General features: G+C 70.2%; 20 protein-coding genes. 4 read left to right on the top strand and 16 right to left on the bottom strand.

Annotated elements, in window-relative coordinates; all coding sequences use genetic code 11:
• Window positions 1-5: 5 nt before the first annotated feature.
• From AB0E69_RS26155 to AB0E69_RS26085, 15 genes are read right to left on the bottom strand one after another with little or no spacing between them, the layout of a single operon-like run.
• Window positions 6-230 carry a hypothetical protein gene (locus AB0E69_RS26155; protein WP_360151228.1) on the bottom strand — a complete coding sequence of 75 codons (225 nt, stop codon included), beginning with the start codon at window positions 228-230 and terminating at the stop codon, window positions 6-8.
• Window positions 231-237: 7 nt separating this feature from the next.
• The gene (locus tag AB0E69_RS26150; protein WP_360151225.1) at window positions 238-2,076 is read right to left on the bottom strand and encodes a hypothetical protein; all 1,839 of its coding nucleotides are present in this window, start codon (window positions 2,074-2,076) and stop codon (window positions 238-240) included.
• 18 nt (window positions 2,077-2,094) lie between these two features.
• Window positions 2,095-3,750, bottom strand: a complete 1,656-nt coding sequence (locus AB0E69_RS26145) for a phage tail protein (RefSeq protein ID WP_360151222.1) — start codon at window positions 3,748-3,750, stop codon at window positions 2,095-2,097.
• 7 nt (window positions 3,751-3,757) lie between these two features.
• Window positions 3,758-5,974: a putative baseplate assembly protein gene (locus AB0E69_RS26140; protein ID WP_360151219.1), complete on the bottom strand. Its 2,217-nt coding sequence runs from the start codon at window positions 5,972-5,974 to the stop codon at window positions 3,758-3,760.
• Entirely contained in the window at window positions 5,974-6,360 is a 387-nt protein-coding gene (locus AB0E69_RS26135) for a GPW/gp25 family protein (RefSeq protein WP_360151216.1), read from the bottom strand. The genes AB0E69_RS26140 and AB0E69_RS26135 overlap by 1 nt, the downstream gene beginning before the upstream one ends.
• The gene (locus AB0E69_RS26130) at window positions 6,357-6,713 is read right to left on the bottom strand and encodes a hypothetical protein (protein ID WP_360151213.1); all 357 of its coding nucleotides are present in this window, start codon (window positions 6,711-6,713) and stop codon (window positions 6,357-6,359) included. The genes AB0E69_RS26135 and AB0E69_RS26130 overlap by 4 nt, the downstream gene beginning before the upstream one ends.
• A gap of 16 nt (window positions 6,714-6,729) precedes the next feature.
• Complete coding sequence (locus tag AB0E69_RS26125) at window positions 6,730-8,310, bottom strand: phage baseplate assembly protein V (protein ID WP_360151210.1); 1,581 nt, start codon at window positions 8,308-8,310, stop codon at window positions 6,730-6,732.
• Window positions 8,307-9,017, bottom strand: a complete 711-nt coding sequence (locus AB0E69_RS26120; protein WP_360151208.1) for a LysM peptidoglycan-binding domain-containing protein — start codon at window positions 9,015-9,017, stop codon at window positions 8,307-8,309. Before AB0E69_RS26120 ends, AB0E69_RS26125 begins: the two co-directional genes overlap by 4 nt.
• A 1-nt stretch (window position 9,018) precedes the next feature.
• Window positions 9,019-9,897, bottom strand: a complete 879-nt coding sequence (locus AB0E69_RS26115) for a DUF4157 domain-containing protein (RefSeq protein WP_360151205.1) — start codon at window positions 9,895-9,897, stop codon at window positions 9,019-9,021.
• 23 nt (window positions 9,898-9,920) lie between these two features.
• Window positions 9,921-10,055: a DUF6760 family protein gene (locus AB0E69_RS26110; protein WP_360151202.1), complete on the bottom strand. Its 135-nt coding sequence runs from the start codon at window positions 10,053-10,055 to the stop codon at window positions 9,921-9,923.
• Window positions 10,056-10,066: 11 nt separating this feature from the next.
• Complete coding sequence (locus AB0E69_RS26105) at window positions 10,067-10,438, bottom strand: hypothetical protein (protein WP_360151199.1); 372 nt, start codon at window positions 10,436-10,438, stop codon at window positions 10,067-10,069.
• Window positions 10,435-10,875: a phage tail protein gene (locus AB0E69_RS26100; protein WP_360151196.1), complete on the bottom strand. Its 441-nt coding sequence runs from the start codon at window positions 10,873-10,875 to the stop codon at window positions 10,435-10,437. The genes AB0E69_RS26105 and AB0E69_RS26100 overlap by 4 nt, the downstream gene beginning before the upstream one ends.
• Before the next feature lie 48 nt (window positions 10,876-10,923).
• A complete protein-coding gene (locus tag AB0E69_RS26095; protein WP_360151193.1) occupies window positions 10,924-12,066 on the bottom strand; it encodes a phage tail sheath subtilisin-like domain-containing protein in 1,143 nt (380 codons plus the stop codon).
• A gap of 36 nt (window positions 12,067-12,102) precedes the next feature.
• Window positions 12,103-12,927: a Pvc16 family protein gene (locus tag AB0E69_RS26090; protein WP_360151190.1), complete on the bottom strand. Its 825-nt coding sequence runs from the start codon at window positions 12,925-12,927 to the stop codon at window positions 12,103-12,105.
• Window positions 12,928-12,933: 6 nt separating this feature from the next.
• Complete coding sequence (locus AB0E69_RS26085) at window positions 12,934-14,757, bottom strand: ATP-binding protein (protein ID WP_360151187.1); 1,824 nt, start codon at window positions 14,755-14,757, stop codon at window positions 12,934-12,936.
• A 178-nt stretch (window positions 14,758-14,935) separates the two neighbouring features.
• Here AB0E69_RS26085 and AB0E69_RS26080 point away from each other — a divergent pair, with 178 nt between their 5' ends.
• Window positions 14,936-15,667: a hypothetical protein gene (locus AB0E69_RS26080; protein ID WP_360151184.1), complete on the top strand. Its 732-nt coding sequence runs from the start codon at window positions 14,936-14,938 to the stop codon at window positions 15,665-15,667.
• A gap of 4 nt (window positions 15,668-15,671) precedes the next feature.
• Here the strand turns inward: AB0E69_RS26080 and AB0E69_RS26075 are convergent, their stop codons facing one another.
• Window positions 15,672-16,418, bottom strand: a complete 747-nt coding sequence (locus tag AB0E69_RS26075; RefSeq protein ID WP_360151181.1) for a polysaccharide deacetylase family protein — start codon at window positions 16,416-16,418, stop codon at window positions 15,672-15,674.
• Window positions 16,419-16,534: 116 nt separating this feature from the next.
• Between AB0E69_RS26075 and AB0E69_RS26070 the strand changes: the two genes are divergently transcribed.
• From AB0E69_RS26070 to AB0E69_RS26060, 3 genes are all read left to right on the top strand, one after another.
• Window positions 16,535-17,068, top strand: coding sequence for a PadR family transcriptional regulator (locus AB0E69_RS26070; protein ID WP_360151178.1), 534 nt, complete (start codon window positions 16,535-16,537; stop codon window positions 17,066-17,068).
• Window position 17,069: 1 nt separating this feature from the next.
• The gene (locus AB0E69_RS26065) at window positions 17,070-18,350 is read left to right on the top strand and encodes an FAD-dependent monooxygenase (protein WP_360151175.1); all 1,281 of its coding nucleotides are present in this window, start codon (window positions 17,070-17,072) and stop codon (window positions 18,348-18,350) included.
• Between the two features lie 62 nt (window positions 18,351-18,412).
• Window positions 18,413-21,238 (top strand): AAA family ATPase, encoded by a 2,826-nt coding sequence (locus AB0E69_RS26060; RefSeq protein ID WP_360151172.1) that lies wholly within the window; start codon window positions 18,413-18,415, stop codon window positions 21,236-21,238.

The raw sequence follows: 21,238 nt of genomic DNA, 5'->3' as shown, positions 1-21,238 counted from the left end.
GTTTCCTACGGAACGTTCAAGACCTGCCGGCCGTCATCGGCCACCTGTTCGCTGCGCGGCACCTCGCCGGCCAGTTCCTCGAGCACCTGGATCGCGCCGCTGATCCGCAACAACGTCTCCCGCAACCCGGACTCCTGCTGCAGCAACTCCCGCAGCTGCCCCTCACCCACCGCATACTCCCGCCGCAGCTCCGCCAACCGCGCCCGCAACCGCTCATCCGTCACAACCATCACTCCGTCAACTCGTCGCCGGTTTCGGCGTCTCTGGGACGATCCGGTTCGCGTTCGCCCACGGATCCTGTCGTACGCCGGTCACCAGCCAGTGCACCGTGAGTCCGGCGGGCTCGGTCCGGATCTCCAACCGGTTGCCCGAGAGCTTTCCGATCGCGGTGACATGCGGCCGGAAGTCCCCGGTCGGCGTGAGCTGGTAGGTGACGTCACGGTTCAGCGCCTCGAAGTACGCCGGTAGCTCGATCGAGGCGTGGCCTCCGCCGTCGCTGACGACCGTGCCGGCGTACAGGTTCAGCATCTCTGGGGACTCGACGAAGGAGTGCGACAGGAACTTGGTGTCCGGATCGACCGGGTGGTCGATGGTGAACCCACCCCCGGACTTCGACAGCTTGCCGCTGATCGAGACGTCACCGTCGAAGTCGGCCGCCCAGAGCCGCCCCTTGGCCCGGATCCCGATGTCCCCGCTCGCGTCGACGCCGACGCCCTGGAGGAACGGGAACGGGTGGAACGGCCCTGGACCCGCGGGCGAACTGACCCGTCCGGCGGCGCGAATCGCGGTGAACCCGTCCACGTGCAGCCGAGCCCCCGGCACTCCCCCACCGATGCCGATGCCGACGTTGGCGGTGGAGGTGTCCATCACCAGGCCCCAGCCGGCGCCGTTCGCGCCGAACAGGCCGATGTGCGTGTTGTCGAGCATCCCGACGAAACCGCGGTCCGCGTCCTGGTGGAACCACATCCCGGCCGTGAAAACGCCGTTCTGCCGCACCCGCATCCGCCCGAAGACATCCAGGCCGACGCCGTCGGAGGCTGCTGCGACCGGTCCGGACCTGATCGTCAGGATGTCGTCGTGCGACCACAGGCGTGCCGAGGCGCCCGCGGCGTACCAGACCCAGCGCTGACCTGCCTCGGGTGTCTCGACGAAAGACCCAACCTCGCGGTCCGCGAACGAGTACCCGCCGCCAGGCCCGCCGCTGTGTACCTCGGTCCCCTCGACGTGCACGTCGCGCGTCGGGGCCGCAGCACCGAGCCCAACAGTGAGCGACGTCCCGGCCCGAACCGTTCCGGCCCGAACTGTTCCGCCGACCGCGAGAGCACCGGACAGCTGAACATCCCCGCTGCCGGCCGATACCCGCAACGCGGGCTGCGGTACGCCGCCTCCGAGCAGGCTCAGCACCACGTCCCCGTTCAGCTCCGCGCCCAGCACGGCAACCGGAGTCTGGCCGACCGTTGGACCGGCTGACCTGGCGCGCAGCTCCAGGCTTCCGGCCGACGAACCCGCAAGCCGTCGCAGCCCCGGCGCCAGACTCGTGACCTGCCCGGCGGCGTCCAACTCGAGCCCGGCCAGGACAACCTGCTCCCCACTGTCCACGAACCCCGCCACCGGCAGCACCCGCAGCCAAGGAGCGTGCAACAAAATCGGCGCATTCGCTTCGTCCCGCTGCACTTCCCGCCAGGTCAAAGTCAGCAAACAGGACCCAACCGCTCCGGCCGTCGCCAGCACCACCCCCGCCGGGCCGACCGGCACCGTGCCGACATCGAGCACCGCGGCCGGGTCCACGGCCGGATCGGTCACCGCGACGCCGCCGTCGGTCAGCAAGATCGTGCGGCCGCTCCGGTCGAGAGCGACGCCCGGCGACACCGTCACCTCGCCGGCTCCGACTGCCGCCGACACTTCGAGACCGTCGGCGACACCCCATCGATGGAGGGCCGCGTCGCGGGCGTCCTCCATCGGCAGGAGGTAGTCCTCCAGATCGAGCAGACTTTCCCCGTGCCCGGTCGATCCGGTGCGTACCGTGTGCGTCGGCAGGTTCCAGTACTGCGTTCGCCGTACCAGCCCCTCAGCCACTGGAGGACTCCTTTCTGTTCAGAGGATCGAGGTGTTCAGCGTCCACAGCGTGTGCGCCGGCTTCTGCTCCGTCACGATCGAGCTGATGTTGCCGACGGCCTGGTCGAGGACGCGTTTCCGGACGACCGGATCGGCCGGCAGCCGGGACTCGGTGAAGTGGATCGACACGTCGAACTCGAACGGGCGGACCCGGCCCCAGTACGGCTCCAGCCCGGACACCTCCGGCTGGCCCGGATCGCTTACCACCAACCGGTCACCGATCGCCGCCAGCCCGGTGGGGTACACGAACTCCCCGGGAGCGGTGATCCGGGTGCAGGTCGACACGCTGAGATCGACGGCATAAACGACTGCGGGCTCGGCCACCGGGCAGATGAACGGATCGGTGGCCGACGGAGCGAAGGGCTTGAGCCCGACGTCGAGCACGTACAAGGTCCCACCCGCGATGCGTGCCAGTCCCGTTGGCGCGACCAATGGATTCGCTGCCGGGAGCAACAGAGTCTCCCGCCACGGCGTACTCCCCCGATCGACGCGCAGCAGGTTGCCTGCGCCGGCCGACTCCTGGTCGCCGCCGTCGCCGAGCAGGAGCGTGCCGTTGGTCTCGACGAGCAACGACAGCGGTTCGACCGTCTTCGTCAAGGCGGTGCGAGTCACCGTCAACGGGCTCGGCCGGACGGTCACTGCGGTCGGTGCCGGCGCCTGCGGTGGCCGGCCGCCGCGATCAAGCGCAAGCAGGTCGCCAGTCGACGGGTCCACCGCCAGCGCGACCATCCACACCGCCGTACCGGGCGTCGACAACGTCGCCACGAGCGTGGCCGCGACCCCGCGGTACGGAGCCGGTACGGCGAACAGCCGGCCGGTGCGGGTCAGTACGTACAGCGTCTCGGGCGCCGGAGCACGAGCTGGACGAACCGCGACCGCGACGATGTCCTTGAGGTTGGCGGTATCCGGCGACAGCGGCGCCGGCCGCGGCGGCGTACCCGACAGGTCGTAACGGCCCGCGGCATCGAGATGCCAGACCCGGCTCGGCAGGTGTACCGGCGCCCCATCGGGGAGGCCGATATCGCCCACGAACAGTCTTCCGTCCGGACCGGCCGTCACGCACCAAGGCCGGGTCAGGCCCTCCGAACGCACCACACCCGCCGTCACCACTGGACCCTGCGAGACGAGCGCGCTGACCTTCGACAGCTCGCCCGTGCGCGGGCTGACACTCAGCAGCCGGGCGCCGTCGTCGACAGTGACCCGCGGGCGCGCCTGCCCGACGGCGTACAGCTCGAGGTACTGGTTCAGGCCCGTCTTGCGGCCGCGCAGCCGGTAGATCTGCGCGATCTCGGCGGTCACCTTGCGCCGCTGGTACTCCTCCCAGAGCGGGACCCCTTGCAAGGTGGGGAAGTCGAGCGCAACCCAGGAGGCCAGCCAGGGCAGGAACTCCGTAGGCGTCGTCCACGGGTCGAACAGCCGGTGCAGGTCGGCGATCTCATCGGTGAGCGCCGGGTGATCATGAGGCCGAGCGGCGCCGACGTGCGTCAGGCGTACGTCGTCCGGCACACCGGTCGCGACCTTCTCGAAGATCCGCAGCACCGCACCGAGGTCGAGCCGCTCCGGGTTCTCGGCCGTGGGAGAGTCCCGCCAGAGCACCGGCGGGAGGTACGCGAGATAGCTGCTCGACTCGGTCATCGGGCGCTCAGACCTGCACCGGCGTGGTCTTGACCTGCTGCACGGAATCGTCCGCCGCACAGACCAGCTCGTAGTCGGCCAGCCGCACCGACGCACCGAACGTCGACAACGCGAACGGCCGCTCCACGTCCCCCTTGTAGACCCCACCCGGACCGAGCGGCGGGAAGTGGTAGACCGGCGTGTCCGGCTTCACCTGCAGGACACTGATGAACCCGAGGTCCTCGGTCGGCATCAGCGCCCGGAACACGTCGGAGGTGAACACCGGCGCCCCGACTGCCCAGCCCTTTCCCTCCGGCCCGCCGCTGGTGGGGTGCAGGAACTTCTGGATCCGCGCCTTGGTGTCGGCCTTGATGGCGTCGATGTCGGCGCCCGCGTCCAGGGCCTGCTGGAAGACCATGATCTCGACGTTGACGATCACCGGCAGGTACCGCGGCGCGACCACCTCCAGCCGGGCGGTGAGGTCCCGGCGCGCATCGAGGTACGCCTGGACGAGCCGGATCTGGTCCGGGGTGGGCTCCGGCCGAGGTACTTCGACAGTCCGGTCCGGGGCAATCACCAGGTTGACCGTGCCGGGCGCGCGGACCAGTCCGCCGAACGTCCAGGGATCACCGGCCCGCCATGGTGGTGGCTGACCCGGCGCGTCCGAGGTGTGTATCCGCGGCGGCAGGCAGCGCCTGATCCGCAGGTCGTTGCTCGCCTCCCGCGCGAGGAACTCGTAGTCGTCCACGGTCACCGCGCGGTAGCGGATCCGCAGCTCCTCCGGCGCCCGCCGCATCGTTTCCTCGATCGGCTCCTCGTCCGCGCCGTCCCGCGCCGGTCCGTGGTTCGTCACCGTGGCGATGCCGTTCGCCGAGCCGCCGCCGGGAACCGTGCCGAGGACCGTGACCTGGTTCGGCCCGACGTTGCCGCCGGCGCCGGAAGCGACGTACCGGTAGCGGGCGGCCTGGATCTTGCTGCCTCTCGGCGGCACCGATCCGCTGCCCTTGCCGGATCGCTCGTCGAAGTTGCCGAAGCGCACCTCGCCCGCGACCGCGTCGACCCGGTAGACCTCACCGGCACCGGGCGGGAACTCGTCGACCAGCTTCCAGTCGTGCCACACCGGCGGCGTCCCGGACTGGACCTGGACGACCAGATCGGCGTACGGCGCGGTCAGCCCCGGCCGCCGGTACAACGGACGGTTGCGCAGGGCAAATACCTGGAACCCTTGGCCGGTGCTCTCGCCCAGCTCCTCGGGCGTCCGGATCGACAGCGCGGCCCGCGCGGAGACCGCGTTGAACAGCAGCCGGTCGATGCCGATCGCGAGTGCGGGTGGCGGGTCCCCGCCGGGCGTCGGTGCAGCAGCCGGCGCGTCGATCAGCAGACCCACCCAGAAGAGTGGCTCGACGAGCTGGTCCGCATCGGTCGCGGGTAGCACGGTCTTCCATGGTTTGGTGGCGTCGGGACCGGCGGCGCGCTGCGAGGCCCAGTCGGCCGGTATCGACAGCCGCACTGTTCCGTCGTGCTGCAGTCCCTCGGTCCCGTCGGCCGGCGTAGGCACCGGCGGCCAGGCCAACGGTTCCGTCGTACCCCTGGAGTAGGTGGCGCGTACCTTGGCTGCCCCGGCAGTCCGGGCCGCCTGGTAGAGGCGCAGGTCCAGCGTCACGTCGTTCGTCACCGGCTGGTCGAACCCCAGATAGAACGCGACCGTCTGCTCAGCCGGGACCTCGACGAGATGTTCCGCAGTCGGCGGGGCAACCAGGTCGGTCGACACGTTGCGGTAGGTCGCCCGCGTCGCGCCCGCCGCCAGCGGACCGACCCGGAGCGCCGCCTTCAGATTGGTGGGCAGTACGACGAAGTCCTGGTCGGTCTCGAACAGCACCGGCCGTCCACCGGCCGGGTCGAGGGTCTGCGCCTGGGTCCCGGCCGGCACCGTGACCGGCGCCGGGACCGAGGAACTGTAGGTCAGGTAGGTCCGCGCGGGGGTCGGCGGATCGCGGGTGATCCCGAGCAGGTTGAGGAAGGCCAGGTAGTTCTTCTCCGGCGTCTGGTTCAGCCGGTAGATGATGCTCTCACCGAGCCAGGCGAACAGCTCGATCAGCGTGACGCCGAGGTCGCTCGGGTTGTGGTCGGTCCACTGCGGCGCGTACTTCGGGATCAGTGCCCGCATCTCGTTGACCAGGTCTTGCCAGGTCCGGTCGTCCAGGTCCGGCGGCACGATCCGCCCACGGTTCGATTCGGGAGCCATCAGCCACGCTCCAGCAGGAAGGGAAGGACCAGTTGGTGCTCCTGGGCGGTGGCCCGGAGCCGGTACCGGATCTCGATCACGAGCGCGCCCGCGTCGACGTCGTTCGTCACCCGGACGTCGAGCACGTCGATGCGCTGCTCCCACCGGCCGAGCGCGTCGGTCACGTAGTACGCCGCAAGGCTCGCCGTGGCCGCGTTGTTCGGCGCGAAGACCAGGCTCTTCAGGTTGGCGCCGAACCCGGGGCGCATGACGCGTTCGCCGTACTGCGTGCCGAGGATGATCCGGATCGACTCCTCGACCCGGGCCACCCCCGCGGACTCGGCGAGCCCGGGCCCACTGATCCGCAGCGGGAACGCGACCCCGCGGCCGAGCACCTCGTCGGTCATGGCGCCACCGCCGCTCGTAGCTTGGACTGGTTCGCGACAGCCGGCAGCAGCGGTGCGGCAGCGAGAGGTGGACCGCCATCGGAGATCCCGGCCAGGCCGGTGAGCAGCACTGACGCCCCACCGACCGTCAGCTTGGACGACTCGCCGGCCGACACCTGGGTGACCTTCGTACACTGTTTGGTCGAGGTCGTCGGGTCATTCGGCACCTTGCAGTCGATGGACTTGCCGCCGAGCTTCGCCAGCAGCACGTTCTTGCCGCCGACCCGAAGCCGGCTCGAACTGCCGGCCGACACCGCGAACCCGTGGAAGCAGTTGAGCGTGCTGTCCGTGGTCAGCACCGTTGGATTGACCATCGACTCCCCTCCTCGGTCATGTCACGTCCACCCCGTCCGCGGCCATCGTGATCGCCGTGCCGCCGGCCGCCTCGAGCTTGAGCTCGCCGCTCGCCTTGATCGCCAGGTCACCGGCCGCGCTGATCGTGAGCGCCGCGGCGCCGGTCGTGTCGTCGAAGGTGATGGTGTGTCCCGACTTGGACTTGAGCACCTTGCGGGCGTTCTGACCGTCCGCGTTGTCGGTCGGCGGCTTACGCAGCGCCGTCCACAGCGCACCCAGCACGTACGGCTTCGACAGCTCACCGTGCTCGAACGCGACCAGCACCTGATCCCCTTTGTCGGGCAGGGCCCAGAAGCCGGTACCGTCGCCGGCCATCGGGCGGACGCACGGTGCCCAGCCACTCTTGAAGCTGTCGCCCAACCCGGGGAAGCTCACCTGGACCCGCCCGATCGCCGGCGTCGCCGTCGCGGCCCCGAGCTCGTTGTTGTTCTCGACCACGGCCAGGACCACGCCGTAGAACTTCTCCGCCTGGTTCGGCGACGGTGTCTCGACCAGCTTCTTCCGCAGCAGCCCGAGCAGGCTCGAGTGCCCGCTCTGCGTGATCGAGAAGTCGGTCCGGAAGCCGTTGCCGTCGATCCGGTGCGTCACCTTCCGCAGCCGGTAGGTGCCGCTGAACCGCTTCCCCACGCCGGCGATCGTGACGTAGCGGCCGGCCGACAGGTCCGGGATGCCGATACAGGACCCGTTGCCCTCGTAGATGCCCTCGAGCAGGTTCGACAGGATTGCCCTGGCCACTGCCGCGGCCTGGACCGGGTTGCCGATCGACTGACGCCGGATCCCCTTGCGGACAAAGGACATCAGCAGTTGCGCCGCCGAGCTGCCGAGCCGCTCGACCAGGTTGTCCGGGTCGAGGTCCGCGGCCAGCATGGTCACCGTGAGCGCCTGGGCGAGCTCCTGGTTGTAGACGCGGACCTGTTGCACGCCGGCCAGGCCGGTGGCCGAGATCCGCGGGCTGAAGCTGGACAGGTTCTTGCCCCACTCCAGGGTGTGCGCGGCCAGTTGCGGCCGCGGGAAGTGGAAGTGCAGCCGGTCCCACTCGACGTACACGTCGAAGAAATACTGCTCGGCGCACGCCTTCAGAAAAGCCATGTCGGTCTCGACCTGGACCCGGTCGGCGTGGAACGGCACCGGGTCCACGATCGGGGTCAGCCCGTTCTCGGCCGCGATCTGCGCCGCGATCAGGCTGTCGTTGAGATCGCCGTACGTTCGCGGTTCCGGCTGGGTGTGCCGCAGCCGGTACGACTTGTCGTACCCCGAGACCGTGATCGTCGGCGGCCCGTCGGCCGGGAACGACGGCTCGATCGCGGCCACCTCGCCGAGGAACGCGGGGACCAGGTCCTGCGCGTAGCCGAGGTGGATCTCGACGGTCTTGCCGACGTCGAGCAGGGCGGAGTCGAGCAGCGCGTTGTCGTGGTTGCGCAGACTCAGGCTGAAGGAGCCGGCCAGATCGAGGTCGCTCTCGACCGTCAGGCTGAGCACCTGGTCGGCGAGGTCCGCGGCCAGCGTCACGCCGGACAGGCGGACGTCGAAGCGCGGGGCGTACGGCGGTGCACTCATGGCGTCCGCCCCGATCCGGCCGCTGGACCCGGGATCACCAACGACGCCCCCGGCTTGACGGCGAGCGGATCGACGATCGCGTTCGCCTTTGCGATCTCCCGCCAGCGCGCGGGATCGCCGAGGTACGCACCCGCGATACCGCTGAGCGTCTCCCCGGCCAGCACCGTGTGCATCGCCGACGCCGCGGACGGGCTGACGGCGGCCACGATCGGGGTCAGCGCCACGTCCACGATCGCCGAAGCGGTCGGCGACCCGATGAACACGCCCTGCCGAATCTCCAGCGAGACGTCGACGTACTCCTGCAGGCGCACCGACATCGTCGAGCGGACCGGCGTACCGTCCGGGGCGAACATCGTGAACCGCTGGCCGGCGTCGGTGAGCACGCAGCGGAACTGCACGCGGCCGAGGGAGAACAGCAGCACCGGCGGCGCGAGCGTCTGCGGCAGCTTGTCGAGCAGCCCGACGATCGGCGCGGTGAAGGTCCGCACGTCCTCCTTGGTCTCGTAGGTGTCGAAGAACAACTCCATGGTCAGGACCCGGTTCTTGCCGCGGACGTACTGCAGCGGCGAGGCGTTCAGCCCCGGGATGCCGACCTCGGCGAACTGGTTGCCCTGCTCGACCTTCAGCTCCTCGGGGTTGTACATCACCACGTGGCTGATCCCGGTGGTGGTGTCGATCAGCACGGCCTTGGCCAGCGGCGACGCCATCTCAGCCTCCCCGCTCGGAATCGGTCCGCAGCCGGCGCATCAGTTCCTCGACGATGCCCTGCCGCAACCCTTCGGCATCGAACGACGCAGGGCCGGGGCCGCCGCCCGCCTCCGCGCGGTCGGCGTCCGCGCGCATCGGAGTCATTGCCGGCGGCGCGCTCGGGACATCCACGCGAGCTTGGGGCGCTGCAGGCAGATGATTGGTGCGACCTACCGAATGAGCCTCGTACGACAGGGCGACGGACTTGCTGTCAGGGGGCCGGACCGGTTCGCTCCCCATCGGAAGCCGTTGGGCCAGACGCTCGACACGCGCCGCGACAGCTTCTTCCGCCGCGATGCCATCCGGCGTGCTTCGGCTCGTGCCGGCGCCGCGCGCGAGCAGGGCGGTGACATGACTCGCCTCGTGCGCGAGCAGGCCGAGGCCCTCAGGAGTATCCAGCCGGAACTTCCCGGATCGCACCTTGACCGTGGTACCGACCGTGACCGCGTCCGCGTGCTGCGAACGAGCCGCGGCGTCCGCCTCCGCGTCGACGCGTACCTGCAGGTGGTCGACGCCAGGCCCAGCCACCTCGCGGAGCCGTGCCCGCACATCCACCGGCAGCCGCTGCGGCTCCGGCTCGCCAACCGCCTCCGGCTCGCGGAGTGGCGATGGTACGGCGACTGCCGACGGGAACGCGCCGCGGCGCGGAGCCCAGTCCTCAGCGTTCTCGTGCCGCTCGAACCGGCCGGCCCAGGACTGGTCGAGCGCGTCGAGCCGGTCCAGCACCGTCGCGAGTCCCGGCGCCCACGCGAAGCTGGTGACATGCCGCAGGCGCAGGTACTCGGCGAGGCGGGCCAGCCGTTCCCCGAGCGTGTCCGGGCGCTCCGCCGTAGCGTCCATGTTGTCCCCCTCCCCCTACGCCATCAGCCCGGCTCGAGCTGAGCGGTCACCTCGCGCACCCACCGCCGGCGCTCGGCGTGATCCAGCGTCAGCACTTCCGTGAGAGTCCAGTGCGTGTGCCGACCGAGAAAGGCTGCCTCCTGGTGGACCCGGTCCAAGGGGTAGCCCGCTATCCCCCCAGCAGCGGCACCTCCACGTCGTGGTTCTCTCCGCAGTGCGGACAGACCACCGAGAACAGGTGCGGCGTGAGCCCGTTGATCCGGTTGTAGAGGTCCTGGAGATGCGCCAGATCCTCGGAGAACAGGCCCTCGACCACCCCCGGGTTCACGTCCGGCAGGCTGCCGAGCTTGGTCACCACCCTGGCCAGCAGGACCACGATCAGGTACGCCGGCCAGCCCTGCACCCGCGGGTCGCGCAGCGGGTAGATCTCGTCCGCCGCGGTCGCCAGCCGCATCGTCCCGGACCGGTGCAGGGTGCCCTCGGCGTCGACGTACCCCTTCGGGAGCTCGAACGGCACCTCGGTGACCAGCTGCCCGGTCATACCCGGTCCAGGCCCTCGTGCGCGAGGACCAGGGTCTCGATCATGATCTCGCTGCCCTTGGCGTTGAACGCCGAGCCCTCCCACTTGGTCGGCCAGGCCCGGTCGAAGTTCCAGCGCACCACCTCGGAGCTGTTGGCCAGGTCGAAGACCACGATCGAGCCGTTCTTGCGGACCACGAGCCCCTGCACGATCTGCAGCCGCCACTCCCACAGCTCGATCGACGCCGTCGCTCCCCACTTCAGCGTGATGTCGGTGTACGTCGTCTTGCCGGGCAGCTTGCGCACCGTGGTGTTGTCGCCGCCTTCGCGGTTCTCGATCACCTCCGTGGTGGAGCCGAGCCCGCTGCACTCGGTGAAACTGGCCTGCGCGATCCCGTCCAGCTCGACCAGGAAGTTGAAACTGCGGTACGGATCGACGCGCTGTCCTGTCTGCGGCATCCCCTTGCCTCCCCTCTCGACCGGGCCGCGGCCCGGTTCAACCTGGGATCAGCCCTCGCTGACCTTGGCGCCGCCGTCCCAGAGGCCGATCCGCAGCACGATGTGCTCGGCCGGGCGGGTGACGGCCAGTCCGATCTCGACGATCACCTCGCCGCGGTCCCGGACCGCCGCGGGGTTCAACGACTCGTCGATCGTCACGTAGAAGGCCTCTTTCGCCGACCGGCCGAACAGCCCGCCGGCCTCCCAGACGCGGGTGAGGAACTCGGTGATCGACCGCTGCAGCCCCTTCCACAGGCCCGGCGTGTTCGGCTCGAACACCGCCCACCGCAACCCGGCGACCAGCGAGTCCTCGACGTACGACACCAGCCGGCGGACGTTGACGAAGCGCCAGGGCACGTCGGCGGAGAGCGTCCGCGCACCCCACACCAGCGGTGGCCCGCCGGGGAAAACACGCAGCGCGTTGATGTTCTGCTTGTTCAGAGCGCCTTGCTCGGTGTCGTTCAGCGTGAAGTCCAGCCCGACGGCACCACGCACCTGCTCGTTGGCCGGGGCCTTGTGGACGCCGACCGTGCTGTCGCAGCGGGCCATCACGCCGGCCAGGTGCCCCGACGGCGGTACGGCGATGGTGTCCGCGGCAGCGCCGGCTGGGTCGCGGATCGTGATCCACGGCCAGTAGAGCGCACCGAAACCGTTCGGCGAGAGCAGTCCGGCCCGTTGGGTGAGCAGCGCGCCACCCGGTTTCAGCGGGTCCTTGTCCTGGATGCCGTCCAGGATCGCGAACCGGTCGCCCAGGTCCTCGCAGTGCTTGATCACCTTGTCCTTCTGCAGCGCCGGATCCACCAGCCCCGGCACACACACCAGCCCGACGTCGGGCAACCGGCTCAGCTGCGCCAGCGCGCCGTCCAGACCGCCCATGTCCTTGATCGGTACGACGTATGCGAACGTGCCGCCGTTGTCGAAGAACCCGCGGACGGCGTACGGCAGGTTCTGCCCGGCCTTGTACTCGCCGAGCCGGTCCTTGTACGCGTTCCAGCTGGTCACCGGTACCGGCTTCCCGAGCGCGTCGCCGGTCGGCAGCGTCGCCGTCGTACCGATCAGCGCCGCCACGCTCGTCCCGGCCCCCTCGATCGGGCCCGCGGGCGTGATCTCCTCAACATGGATCCCCGGCGCCGCTGTCGCGTAGTCGACCATGCTCCTCCCCCTTTCGTTTCCCCACGTCCTCCGCGCCTAGGGCCCGGAGAGCACCACCGTCTGCGTCTGATGGTCGGCCGCATACGTCACGGCGACTTGTTCGTCGGGCCGCCCGCTCGCCCGCACTGTCAGGGTGTACGTCCCGAACTCGAGACCTGGTACGGCGAACTCCCCGTCCGGACCGGAGGTCGCCCGGGCGCCCGTCCCGTCGACGGAGACCGTGGCGGCCGCGACCGGTACGAGCGAATGGTCGAACACCACGCCCCGGAACAGCGGGTCGTCGATCAGGCCGCTGTGCAGGTGCACCTCGTGGACCGGCGGGAGCTGGACGACCTCGTCGTACGGCTCGACCGTGACGGTCACCGTCAGCGGGAACGCAGGCCGCGGCGCGATGCCGAGAGCGGTCCAGAAGTCGCCGGTCGACCTGTTCTCCTTGGCCTGCGCGACCATCGCCTGCAACGGGTACGGCTGCGGCGGGGTCTGGAGTGAACCGCGCAAGAACCGGTCGGCGACCACTGGGAACCGGCTGAGCCACTGCAGGGTGAGCCCGAGCAGGCGGTGTTCTTCCGCCGCCTTCAGACCGCCGGCCTGCGCGGACCAAGCCGTGGCCAGGTACGTGCAGTCGACCCGCAGCGACGGGAGCTGCGAGGTGTAGCCGTCGGCCACTCGGGTCAGCACGCGCGCCTCGTCGCGGAGGCTCCGGTTCTCCGTCACTTCGTGCAGGAAGAGGTTCACGGTCGCCTCGGCCGGCTTGTAGTCCCGGTCCGGCGTATCGAAGCTCACGTCCGCGGCCCGGAGCTCGGCCGGTGCCGCCGCGTCGTCGAGCATCGCCTTCAAGGTCTCGTCGAGGTCCTGGAACACGGCAGCTCACCCCAGCTCCGGCCGGACCCGGCCGAGCTTCTGGAACTCACGGTGGATCGCCCGCCGCAGGTGCGGCATCCCGATCGGCTCGCGCTCCGCTGCCGCCAGGTACGCCGCGTGCAGCGTCGCGTTCCGGATGTTCGCGCCGGAGAGCCGGAAGTCGCGGGCCAGGCCGGCGAAGTCCAGCTCCCCGGCCAATGGTGCGCCGGCCGGGAAGCAGACCCGCCAGATCCCGGCGCGCAGCTCCTCGTCGGGGAACGGGAACTCGACGATGAACTGCAGCCGGCGGGTGAACGCCTCGTCCAGGTTCTGGCGGAAGTTCGTGGCGAGGATCGCGACGCCTTCGTACTGCTCCATCCGTTGCAGCAGGTACGACGTCTCGACGTTGGCGTACCGGTCGTGCGCGTCGTGCACCTCGGACCGCTTGCCGAACAACGCGTCGGCCTCGTCGAACAACAGGATCGCGTCCGCGTCGGCGGCGGCCGTGAAGATCTTCTCCAGGTTCTTCTCGGTCTCCCCGATGTACTTGCTGACCACCGTGGACAGATCGATCGCGAACAGGTCCAGCCCGAGCTCACCGGCCACGACTTCGGCCGCCGTCGTCTTGCCGGTGCCCGGCGGCCCGGTGAACAGCGCGCTGGTACCGCGGCCGCGCTTCCCACCGAAGCCCCACTCGTCGAGGACGGTCGACCGCAACCCGACGCGAGCGCACAGCTCCCGCAGTTGCGCGGTGGTGTCCTCCGGTACGACGAGGTCGGCCCAGCCGCACTCCGGCTCGACCCGGCGCGCGAGAGTGGACAGCCGCCTGGCCGCGAGATCTGCGTAGTTGACCGCGACGTCGAGGACCTCGGGTCCGCTCGCCGCGGACCAAGGGCGAGTGCCGGCCATGACGGTGATGCCGGGATGATCGGCCAAGCCGTCGGTCAGGGCTCTGTGGGCGCGATGGGTGAGGACGTCCACGTCGTCGATGAACAGCACTGCTTCCTGAAGCAGAGCCTCGCGGAACGACCGGGTGATGATGATTGCTGCCTCTGCGTCCGCGGCCGGAAGGTGCGCAGCGTGGACGGTAAGGATCGGAACGCGCAGCTCCCCCGCCAGAGCCAGCGCGACGGTTCCCTGGCCCTCCGCGCCGTACAGCTGGACACGCAATGGGGTGCCGCTGCGTGCCGCGGTCAGGATGGTTGGTGGGAGCTCGCCCCCGGAATGCGGCGTGGTGAGCCGGCAGAACGCGGCCAAGTGTCGGTCGAGACCGCTCTTCGCCAGCAGGACGTCTGTGATCTGCTCGTCGAGTACGACGGTCTGCGCGAGGAGCGGTGGATGGGTCCGGTCGTCGCTGACCAGGTCGACGAGGTGGTTTCGCAGCAGCGGGGCGTCGGCGGCGAACAGAGAACGCCGTACCAGCTTGTCGTCGGGTGAGGTGCTGATCAGGTCGAGGATCAGGTTCACCGTGGCGCGGCGGCGGCTGACGTCGTCCTGGAGGTAGCCGTAGAGCCGCTCGTACCTCAGGTCGACCTCTGGGGCCAGGGCGATCAGCACGACGTCGAGCTCGGCGTCGGTCAGTCCGTAGGTGCTCCGCAGCCAGGACCAGTTGTCGTCGTACGTCGTCCAGGCCGGCGGCGCGCGGTGCGACGGCTGGTCCTGCAACGCGGCCGTCGCCTGCTCGTCGGTGATGTAGAGGCCGCGGAACGCGTCGTTCGCCGCCTCGTCGCCGAACCGCACGCGAGCAGCAGCCACCGCCGCGGCGAGGATGGCGTCGAGTCGCTCGAACGGGCGTCGCCAGGACGCCGGAGACTCCGGTTCGGCGAGCAGGGACAACGCAACGTCGGACATGCGCTTCCCCCCTCAGGCACGGCGAGTTTGCCTGACGAACCCCCACCAATGACGCTACGGAGGGGCGCAGGTGATGTCAACACGTGGTGAATTATTGCCCTGAGCAACAATTTCAAGCGGATGAACCCGTTGACGGCAGGCCCGGTCCGGAGGAACGTCGAGTGCGGGGGTGGGTGCGATGCGACCCAAGACAGTAGAAATCAAAATTACGTTGGCCGGACCAAGGATCGACGACGTGGTCGACCAGCTGCGGCTGCCCGGCCCGGAGCCGTGGACCGTGGTCTTCGGCGAGGATGTCACCGGCGCCGCGGCGACGACGGCGTTGCTCGACCTCGGCGTCGTACTGCGGATCCGCGGCAAGAGCGCGACCACCGGGGACACCACCGTCAAGCTCCGGCCGAGCCGCTGGTCACAGCTCGACCCGGACTACTTCGAGAGCCGCAAGACCGACGACGCCGACCTGAAGATCGAGGCCGACTGGGCCGGCGACAAGCACTCGCTGGCCACGTCGATGACCATCGACTGGGCAGACTCTCGCCTGTCCGCCGCCCAGGCCGACAGTGCTCTGGTGCCGGACCTCTTCAGCAAGACCCAGCAGGACTTCCTCGCCACCTGCGCGACCGGCCGGGTCAACCTCGCAGCGGTCAGCCTGCTCCCGCCGATCGCGGCCACCCGCTACGCCAAGTTCACCCCGACAGGCACCGCGCTCGAGCTCCGCGCGGAGCGCTGGCAGGTGGACCCGACCCTCGACTTCCTCGAGCTCTCAGTGATCGCCAAACCCAAGGACGCCGCCGCCACCCAGGAATCCCTGACCGCCTTCGCCACCAGTCTGTCGCTGCCCCTCGACAACAACCCGCTCAACAAGACCCAACGAGTCCTCAACCACCTGATCGCCACCGTCCCGATCTGATCGGTCAGCAGGAGAGGGTGGCGTAGGCGTAGCCGCGGGCGGTGAGGGTGGTCAGGACCTGATCCAGGGCGGCGACGGTCTGGGAGCGGTTGCCGCCGCCGTCGTGCATGAGGATGATGGCGCCCGGTGTGGTGCCGGCCAGGACGCGGTTGACGATGGTCGCCGTACCGGGGCGGGCCCAGTCTTCGGGGTCGACGTCCCAGAGGACCTGCTGCATGCCGTCCTTGCGGATCTCGGCGCGGACGCGGGCGTTCGTCGCGCCGTACGGCGGACGGAAGCACTTGGACCGAACGCCGTCGGCGACCTGGTGATGCAGGGCGGCCGGTGAGAGCTTCGGGAGCTGCGGGTGCGAGACCGAGTGGTTGCCGATGCTGTTGCCGGCCGTGCGAACCTGGTCGACGAGCCCGGGGTGCGGGTTCGCATTCTGAGCGAGCATGAAGAAGGTCCCGTGGGCGTTGTGCTTCGCGAGGACGGCGAGCACCTCGGGCGTCCAGCGCGGGTCGGGGCCGTCGTCGAAGGTCAGGTAGACGACTTTGCCGTGCGCCGCCTTCACAGGCCCGTTCGCGGTCTTCGACGGCGTCGACTCAGGGGTCGGCGTGGTGGTCGCCGCAGCCTTCGAGATGGTTGTCGTGGGCACCGGTTGGGCCGCGTTCGCCATCCCGGCCGGGCCGGAGACCGCCGCGTGCAAACAGGCCATCGCCACCGCCGCCCCCACCGCGAGCCCGATCGGCAACCCGAATCTGCCCCTCATCGCCAACTCCCCCGATCGTCCGTCCTGGTCACCACTGTCGACGCCACCAGTGGCCGGAAAGTTCACCGCCGGGCTTCACCGTTGACTTCGCCGACTACTCGTGTTTGAGTACTCATATGCGAGCTACTCGACTCTTCATCCTCGGCGCCCTGGCCGACGGCGGACCGATGCACGGGCACAAGATCAGGGCCGCGGCCAAGCTGGACCGCGCCGACGTGTGGGCCGACGTCAAACCGGGTTCGCTGTACGGCGCTCTCGGCCGGATGGCGGCCGAAGGGGTCGTCGAGGTGGTCCGCACCGAGCAGGAAGGCGGCATGCCGGCCCGGACCGTGTACGGCATCACCGCCAAGGGCCGCGACGAGCTCGCCGCGATCATCCGGGCCGCGCTGGCCGACACCAAGCTGACGCCGGACCCCATGCAGCTCGTGCTGCTGCACCGCAGCGTGATCGACGACGACGAGCTTCGTACCGCGGTGCGCGCCCGGCGAGCGTCGTACGCCGAGCAGCTCGAGTTCTGGACGAACCTCCGGGTGGACGCCGAGCCGCACCTGGTCGGCCTGGAACCGGTCGCCTTCGACCAGACCCTGATCCGGCTGCGCGCCGAGCTCGAATGGCACGACCAACTACTGACAGCGATCGGAGCGGACTGAAATGCGAGTCGGCATCATCGGCGGCGGCGTCGGCGGACTGTGCCTCGCCCAAGGCCTCACCAAGGCGGGAATCGACGTCACCGTCTACGAGCGTGACCACACGCCGGAGTCACGACTGCAAGGTTTCCGCTTGAACATCGAACCCGTCGGCAGTACTGCGTTGCACGCCTGCCTCCCGGACACGTTGTGGCAGGTCCTGGTCGCTACCGCGGGCGATTCCGGCCGCGGAATCGGGTTCCTCGACGAGCAGATGCGCCCGCTGATCATGGTCGGCCGTGGCGACGAGGCACCGGACCCGCTCGATCCCGCGACCGGCGAGCACGCGGTCAGCCGCGTCACCCTGCGCCGGCTGCTCCTCGCCGGCCTGGGCGACGTCGTCCACTTCGGCAAGGAGTTCACCCGGCTCGACGGCAACGAAGTACATTTCGCCGACGGCAGTACGGCGACCGCCGACGTGATCGTCGCCGCCGACGGCGCGAACTCCCGGCTGTGGGCGCAACTGCACCCCGAGGCCACCCGCACCGAGCTGCCCGCCGTCGCGGTGGGCGGCAAGCTCTTCCTCACCGACGAGACCAGCGCCTGGCTGCCCGCCGAGCTGCTCCAGGGGAAGAACGTCTTCTGGCCCATCCGCGACTTCCTGTTCACCGCGGTCTTCCGGCGCCGCGAAGACCCGAGCGCCGTCGTCGACCGGCTCGGCCCCGACCTGCGCGCGCTGGGCGTCGACCCCGCCCGGCTGCTCGCCGACTCGGCAGACCGCGACTACGTCATGTGGGCCTACATCGCCCATCGCGACGCGATGCCTGCCGACTTCAATTCGCTGGACCCAGAGGTGGCGAAGGCCGAGCTGAGCGACCGTACGGCGACCTGGCACCCGGCGCTGCACCGCCTGATCGCGGCGTCGGAGCCCGACAACCTCTTCCAGACCGCCTTCACCGCAGCTCGGCCGCTGTCTCTCGGCCGCGCAGGTAACGTCACCGGGCTCGGTGACGCCGTACACCACATGCCGCCCGTCGGCGGTCTCGGCGGCAACACGGCGCTGCGCGATGCACAGCACCTCTGCGCCGCGCTGACCGCGGTACACAAGGGCGAGCGGTCGCTCGGCGATGCGCTCACCGACTACGAGCAAGGCATGCTCAAACACGGCTTCGCGACCGTCCGCGAGGCGGTCCGCAACACCGAAGGCGCGATCACCCGCAACACGCTCAAGCGCCGGGCAGCCCGTACGTTCTTCCGCGTCTGCGGAGCCGTGCCACCCCTCGGGCGCGCAGTCTTCGCCGACTAGGCGCCTCACGTATTTCGGCCTGGCGCCGGTTTAGGATCGAGCATGCCGACCGACCTGGGCGAATGCGCGTGACCTCGCCGTACGTCGGTCGCGAGGCCGAGCTCGCCGTACTGCGGAGCGCGGCCGGTCAGGTCGAGGCCGGCGATTCGGCCCGGCTCCTGGTCGTCGGCGAGGCCGGGATCGGGAAGACCCGGCTGATCGCCGAGTTCACCGCGGGCCTCGGCGCGGAGTGGCTGACCGTCACGGGCGCCTGCCCCGAGCTCGGCGCCGAGCACTTCCCGTACGTCGCCTTCCTGCCGATCGTGCGCCGGCTTGCCGACGGATCGCCGGCCAGCCCGGCGCTGCGGAGTCTGCTGCCGCACGGGTCCGCCGATGACAGTCCGGAGTCCACGGGCGGCCGGCTCGCGCTGCTGTACGACCTGATCGCGCTCATCGAACGTGCGGCCGCCGATCGTCCGTTGGTTCTCGTCGTCGAGGACCTGCACTGGGCCGACAGCGCGAGCCGCGAACTCTTCGGCTACCTCGCCCGGAACCTCGGAAAGCTCCCGGTCCTGCTCATCGGCACCGTGCGTACCGGCGAGCTCCCGGCCGGCCACCCGGTCCGTCAGCTCGTCGCCGAGCTCGGGCGGCGGTCCGACATCACCATGCTGCCGCTCGAGCCGCTGGAGCAGCACGACGTCGGCGAGCTGCTGACCGCGCTCGACGGCCGGTACGACCCGGTGCGCGCCTCCGCGGTCTATCGCCGCTCGGGCGGGAACCCATTGTTCGTCGAGGCTTTGGTGCACGACAGCTCGCCTCGCTCGTCACTGCGCACGCTCCTGCAGGAGCGGGTCGCCGGCCTGTCCGACACCGCGCGTCCGGTGCTCGCGGTCGCCTCGATCGCAGGGGCCTCGATGGGCCATGACCTGCTCACTGTGCTGGCCGACCGGCCGGACGACGAGCTCGACCGGGCGTTGCGCGAGCTCGTCGAACGCGAGCAGCTGGTCCCGACGGCGTACGGCTATCAGTTCCGGCATGCGCTGATCCGGGAGGCCGTCTACACCGGGCTCCTGCCCGGCGAGCGGCGCCGGCTGCATGCGCGCGCGGCCTCCGCGCTGTCCGAGCACCCCGATCTCGCCGCGCAAGGTCTGCCGGCTGCCGAGCTGGCGGAGCACTGGTACCTGGCCGGCAACGCCGACGAGGCGTACGACGCGGCGCTGGTCGCGGCCGACGAGGCGCGGGCGACCTTCGCGTACGGCGAGGAGTTCCGGCATCTCGAGCGGGCGCTCGCGCTCCGGCCGGCAACCGATCCAGCACGGCTGGAGTTGCTCGAGCGCGCGATCACGGCGGCAATGCGCGCTGGTGAAGGTGCCCGAGGTCTCGAGCTGTGCGCGGCCGCACTGGAGCTGGTCGACGAGGTCGCCGATCCCGAGCGGGCCGCGCTGCTCCTCCTGGATCGAGCACAGCTCCGGAGCCGGCTGGATCTGACCGGCCGGGAGGACATCGATCGTGCGCGCCGGTTGCTGCCCACGGACCAGGAGACGTACGCGCTCGGGCGGCTGCACTGGGTGCTCGGGATCGATGAAGGGACCGCGCGGCACACCGACGCGGCACAGGAGCACGGCCGGACCGTGCTGCGGATCGGCGAGGCACTGGACGACGACCGGCTGCGCTGCCGCGCGTACGCCGTCCTGGGGTATGCCGCGTACATGGCCGACGACCTCGAGGCGGCCTGGGACGCGCAGGCTCGGTGCCGGCGGATCGCGACCGCGATCAACGACGACTTCGTGCTGGTCGCGAACTCGCTGTGGGAGTGCGCGACGCTCAACGCGGCCGGCCAGTTCGAGCGGCTGGCCGCGCACATGCCCGGCGCGGTCCGCGAGGCCGAGCTGCTCGGGATGCGCAAGTGGCGCGGGCCGCTGATGACGGTCAACCTCGCGCTGGCACTGACCGCCGTCGGCCGGTGGGACGAGGCCGTGCACGCGATCGAGGAGGAGCTCGCGGCAGGGCCGGAGACGCTCTACGAGACGGTACTGCGTGGGCAGCTCGCGAGCCTGCACCTGTACCGCGGAGACCTCGCACGGGCGGCCGAGCTGCTGCCGGTGGCCGACGAGCTGTACGCCCGGTCGCCGGTGTTGCGCAGCTTCATGCAGGGCTACCTCACGTCGTTGACCTGTGAACTGGCCATCGCCCGGCACGACCCGGAGGCGGCCGTGCCCGCGGCTGCGGAGTTCCTGCAGCACGCGCTCGATCCGGACGGACCTCAGCGTCCGGACCTCGACGGGCTGCTCGGGATCGCCATGCTGCAACGGGCCCGGCTCGCCGCCGCAGCACGCAATCGCGAGATCGCCGCGGACGTGGCGTCGATCCGCGCGTCGGTCGCCGAACTGCTCCCCCAGGTCGGGACGACCGCCGCGCCACCGCTGGCGGCGTACGTCGCGACAATCTCGGCCGCGCTCGGCCCTGGGCGGATGGCCGACTGGGACACGGCCGCGGACCACTGGCGCCGGATGCCGTACCTGCCCGGCACGATCGCCTGCCTGATCGCGGCGGCCGAGGCGGCGCTTGCCATCAGCAACCGCCCCGGCGCCCGTCGACGGCTCGAGGAGGCTCGCGAGCTGGCGACTCCGCTGCGAGCCGGCCTGTACCTCGACCGAATCGCCGCGCTGGGCCAACGGGCACGGCTGGAACCGGCCGCAAGCAGCACCGACGTGATGGGCCTGACTCCGCGAGAACTCGACGTACTGCGCTTACTGGCCCGCGGCCTCCTGAACCGAGAGATCGCCGCCGAGCTATACATCTCCCCCGCCACCGTAGCCGTCCACGTATCCCGCATCCTGACCAAACTCGACGCCACCACCCGCACAGAAGCCACCGCCCAAGCCCACACCCTCAGACTCCTCGACTGA

Source organism: Kribbella sp. NPDC026611 (genome assembly GCF_040638345.1).
Lineage (GTDB): Bacteria > Actinomycetota > Actinomycetes > Propionibacteriales > Kribbellaceae > Kribbella.
This window is presented reverse-complemented; position numbering and strand designations above follow the sequence as displayed.

Coding starts and splice junctions, on each gene's coding strand:
- AB0E69_RS26145 (WP_360151222.1), bottom strand. CDS start 3,750: ATGACCGAGTCGAGCAGCTATCTCGCGTACCTCCCGCCGGTGCTCTGG.
- AB0E69_RS26070 (WP_360151178.1), top strand. CDS start 16,535: ATGCGAGCTACTCGACTCTTCATCCTCGGCGCCCTGGCCGACGGCGGA.
- AB0E69_RS26085 (WP_360151187.1), bottom strand. CDS start 14,757: ATGTCCGACGTTGCGTTGTCCCTGCTCGCCGAACCGGAGTCTCCGGCG.
- AB0E69_RS26095 (WP_360151193.1), bottom strand. CDS start 12,066: ATGGTCGACTACGCGACAGCGGCGCCGGGGATCCATGTTGAGGAGATC.
- AB0E69_RS26130 (WP_360151213.1), bottom strand. CDS start 6,713: ATGGTCAATCCAACGGTGCTGACCACGGACAGCACGCTCAACTGCTTC.
- AB0E69_RS26135 (WP_360151216.1), bottom strand. CDS start 6,360: ATGACCGACGAGGTGCTCGGCCGCGGGGTCGCGTTCCCGCTGCGGATC.
- AB0E69_RS26100 (WP_360151196.1), bottom strand. CDS start 10,875: ATGCCGCAGACAGGACAGCGCGTCGATCCGTACCGCAGTTTCAACTTC.
- AB0E69_RS26080 (WP_360151184.1), top strand. CDS start 14,936: ATGCGACCCAAGACAGTAGAAATCAAAATTACGTTGGCCGGACCAAGG.
- AB0E69_RS26075 (WP_360151181.1), bottom strand. CDS start 16,418: ATGAGGGGCAGATTCGGGTTGCCGATCGGGCTCGCGGTGGGGGCGGCG.
- AB0E69_RS26155 (WP_360151228.1), bottom strand. CDS start 230: ATGGTTGTGACGGATGAGCGGTTGCGGGCGCGGTTGGCGGAGCTGCGG.
- AB0E69_RS26065 (WP_360151175.1), top strand. CDS start 17,070: ATGCGAGTCGGCATCATCGGCGGCGGCGTCGGCGGACTGTGCCTCGCC.
- AB0E69_RS26125 (WP_360151210.1), bottom strand. CDS start 8,310: ATGAGTGCACCGCCGTACGCCCCGCGCTTCGACGTCCGCCTGTCCGGC.
- AB0E69_RS26140 (WP_360151219.1), bottom strand. CDS start 5,974: ATGGCTCCCGAATCGAACCGTGGGCGGATCGTGCCGCCGGACCTGGAC.
- AB0E69_RS26060 (WP_360151172.1), top strand. CDS start 18,413: ATGCGCGTGACCTCGCCGTACGTCGGTCGCGAGGCCGAGCTCGCCGTA.
- AB0E69_RS26120 (WP_360151208.1), bottom strand. CDS start 9,017: ATGGCGTCGCCGCTGGCCAAGGCCGTGCTGATCGACACCACCACCGGG.
- AB0E69_RS26115 (WP_360151205.1), bottom strand. CDS start 9,897: ATGGACGCTACGGCGGAGCGCCCGGACACGCTCGGGGAACGGCTGGCC.
- AB0E69_RS26105 (WP_360151199.1), bottom strand. CDS start 10,438: ATGACCGGGCAGCTGGTCACCGAGGTGCCGTTCGAGCTCCCGAAGGGG.